Raw genomic sequence first — 3,312 nt, 5'->3', positions numbered from 1 at the left:
ACGAACACCGCCCCGGGCAGGCCCATCAGCAGCCAGCCGCTCATGTCCGAGGCGCCGGCCGACAGTGCGGTGACGAAGCTGCCGAGGCTGCGCCCGCCAAGGATGTAGTCGGAGAAGTTCTTGGTGGCGCGGTAGGCGATGAAACCGATCAGGATCATCGCCGCGATGTAGACCACGAAGGTGATCAGAGTGGGGTGCTGACGTTCATGGGACTTGTTTTCCTTGTGTGTCCTGACGCTCCGCCACCCGGATCGGCAGCAACCGAAGTCGCACGACACCGGCAGCGAAACAGTCGAGGGCCGCAAGGATAGCGCGTCACTCACTTGCGTGCGCGTGACCGTCAGGTTCTCCAGCCCCGTCCACGTCGCCGCACCTGACGAAAAAGGGCCGGCAACCCGTGCCAGCCCTTTTTACGCGACCGCTGCGCGATCAGAACGCCAGGCGTACGCCCACGGTCAGGTTGCGCCCGGGCAGCAGCACTTCGTCCTTGATGAAGGAGGTGTGCTGACGGGCCTTCTCGTCCAGCAGGTTGTTGGCCTTGAGGTAGAGCAGGTAGTCGGTCTGGTTCAACGCACCGCTGTAGCCCAGGCTGGCGCCGAGCATGTTGTAGCCGCCGGTCTCGGTCTCGTAGTCGGCCAGCTCGTCCTGGCGCTGCACGCGATAGAACTCCAGCTGGCCGTTTAGCGCCGGGGTGAAGCTCTGGTCCAGGCGCACGCCGAGGCGGTCGGCCGGAATACGCGGCAGGTCGCCGCCACCATCGCGCAGTTTGCCGCGCACATGGTCGCCAAACAGGGTGAAGGCGGTGGCGTCGGTGGCCTGGAAGCGCACCTCCCCTTCGGCACCGGTGAGCACGGCATCCTGCTGGCGGTATTCGATTTCGCGATAGCCGCCGCCGATGTCGTGGCCGCTGTCGGCGGCATAGATGAAGTCGTTCACCTCGTTGCGGAAGACACTGAGGCTGAAGGTGGTGCGCCCGGCGAACTTACGCAGGGTGAACTCGGCGTTGTGCGAGGTTTCCTCTTCGAGATCGACATTGCCCAGCTCGACGGTGCGGGTCGCCGCGTGCGGGCCATTGGCATACAGTTCCTCGGCACTGGGCAGGCGCTGCGAGCGGGTCAGCGAGAAGCCCAGCGAGTACTGCGGAGCGAAGGTCCAGACCGCGCCGGCGGAGACCGAGGTGCCGCTGTGATCGGTGTCCGGACGGCCATCGGCATCGATGTCCTGCCATTCGTGGCGCAAGCCGAGCTCGTAGCGCCAGGCGCCGGCAGTGTATTCCTCGAGCAGGAAAAGCCCGTGGTTGCGCGTCAGCGTGGGCGGCACGTAGGCCTCCTCGCCAAGGGCCTCGAAGTCGCGGCGCAGGGTCTGCGCGCCGAGTACGCCGCGCCAGCCGAGCAGCGGCCGATGGGTCAGCTCCAGGCGTGCATCGGTGGCGTCGTTGTCGAAGCGGGTGCCGACTTCGCCGCCCTCGATCTCTTCGTGCCGGTAGTCGCTGTGGCCGACGCGCAGACGCGCCAGTTCGAAGCCCGGTAGCGGATCACTCAGTTCGCCACGCAAGTCCCAGCGCTTCTGGCGCATGTCGATGTAAGGAACGCTGCCGTGCTCGTCGTGAGCATGATCGTGGTCGTCATCATCGTCGTCGTGGCCACCGCAATGCCAGTCGCTGCCATGGGTGTGGCAATCGGCGTGCTCATGGGCCAGCAGCCCGTAGCGGTTGTTCTGCTCGCCATAGGCCATGCCGATGTAGCCGCGTTCGCCGATGAAGCTGGCACCCAGGGTGAAGCTGTCGGTGTCGTTGTAGGAACCGGCCTGCTTGTCCGGCGAACCCGGTATCTCGTACTCGTCGGCCTGGCGCTTGGTGCCCTCGGCGCGCACGGCGAAGTTGCCGCTACCGGCGGTGATACCGAACACGCCGGCACTTTCGTTGGCCACGCTGTTGGCACGCAGCTCCAGCTCACCCTCGTAGCCCTTTTCCGGGACGTAGGTGGGAATCTTCTTGTCGATCACGTTGACCACGCCGCCGATGGCGCCGCCGCCGTATAGCAGCGTCGCCGGGCCCTTGAGCACCTCGATGCGCTCGGCCAGCAGTGGCTCGCTGGTGACCGCATGGTCGGGGCTGATGGTGGACGCATCGAGCAATTCCACACCGTCGCTCAGCACCTTGACCCGCGCACCGTCCAGGCCGCGGATGACCGGCCGCGCCGCCCCCGCACCGAAACTGCTGGAGCGCACGCCGGGCAGGCTTTCCAGGGTCTCGCCCAGGGTCGCCTCGCGGCGCAGCACCAGTTCGTCGTTCTCCATGACCGCCACCGGCGTGGTCATCTCGTTGCTCTGCTTGGCCAGGCCGCTGGCGCTGACCACCACCGGTTCGAGTTCGACCGGATCGGCGGCCCAGGCGGCCGGGACCAGGGCCAGGCTGATCGCCCAGGCCAGGGGGTGACGCTTCAGTTTCATGTGACTCTCCAGGCTGTGGTGGCTGCCTTCCGAGGCAACCGAAGGATGGCTCTATGCCGAGCCTCTGGCCGAGGTTCGGGTTCTCGGGGCAGGAATCTATCATGTTATATCATAACAATTAAGTTCATTTTTCCCCCCAGCACACAACCCAATGCCCGCGCCCATGGTCGGAATGAAGAGATCGCATGAAACGACGCGGCTTTTCGGCCGTCCCAGGAGGCACACCATGAACGTTCAGATCGATACCACCACCGGCACCTGCAGCGTCGTCATCGACGGCACCACGCACCACAGTGCGCTCGGGGATGTACGCATCAGTACCGATCCGCAGGCGCGCATGTCGGTGTTGCACATCGATGGCACCAGCGTTCATGTCCCGGAAGACGAGGCCGAGCATCTGATCGCCGCCGGCGCGGTGGACGACCGCACCAACCTGATTGCCGATGAGTGACGCCCTGCCTCCGGGAAAGCGCGGGCATGGAAAGCAAAAACCCCGGATCGACCGGGGTTTCGCGTGAAGCAGCTGGCGCGAGAGTCGCCGCCATAGGGTGCCTCAACTCAGCATGGGACGGCGTCTGAAGCCGCGCTCGATCGTAGGAGCCTGGGGGGACGCCGAGTCCTTGCCGGCGATCACCGCTGCGGTTCGCCCGCAAGTGGGCTCCTACGAGGGTGCATAAAGGGGAGTCCCCCTTCATGCCCACGAGGCCGGGGGCTCAGCCGGCGTGGTAATCGGCGTCGGCCTCTTCGAAGCGCTTGACGATGCTCGCTGCCGGCTCGGCGCCCAGCTTGCTCACCACCACGATGGCCAGGCTGGCGAGGATGAAGCCCGGATGATCTCGTACAGCCCCAGGCCGATGAGCT

At 65.6% G+C, this 3,312-nt stretch carries 2 protein-coding genes and 1 pseudogene; 1 reads left to right on the top strand and 2 read right to left on the bottom strand.

Features of this window, described 5'->3' with window-relative positions; translation table 11 throughout:
• A pseudogene (locus tag BAY1663_RS22305) lies at positions 1-158 on the bottom strand (sodium:proline symporter); the annotation flags it as partial.
• Positions 159-429: 271 nt separating this feature from the next.
• Positions 430-2,451, bottom strand: coding sequence for a TonB-dependent receptor (locus BAY1663_RS22300; RefSeq protein ID WP_037045217.1), 2,022 nt, complete (start codon positions 2,449-2,451; stop codon positions 430-432).
• Between the two features lie 226 nt (positions 2,452-2,677).
• On the opposite strand from BAY1663_RS22300, the gene BAY1663_RS22295 reads away from it, so the two are divergent.
• Entirely contained in the window at positions 2,678-2,902 is a 225-nt protein-coding gene (locus BAY1663_RS22295; RefSeq protein WP_037045216.1) for a DUF3203 family protein, read from the top strand.
• Positions 2,903-3,312: the final 410 nt, after the last annotated feature.

Origin of the sequence: Pseudomonas sp. BAY1663 (assembly GCF_000582595.1) — a bacterium.
In the GTDB taxonomy this organism is placed as follows: domain Bacteria; phylum Pseudomonadota; class Gammaproteobacteria; order Pseudomonadales; family Pseudomonadaceae; genus Stutzerimonas; species Stutzerimonas stutzeri_AF.
This window is presented reverse-complemented; position numbering and strand designations above follow the sequence as displayed.

Excerpts from the sequence above, each read along its gene's own strand:
- BAY1663_RS22295 (WP_037045216.1), top strand. The coding sequence starts at position 2,678 with ATGAACGTTCAGATCGATACCACCACCGGCACCTGCAGCGTCGTCATC.
- BAY1663_RS22300 (WP_037045217.1), bottom strand. The coding sequence starts at position 2,451 with ATGAAACTGAAGCGTCACCCCCTGGCCTGGGCGATCAGCCTGGCCCTG.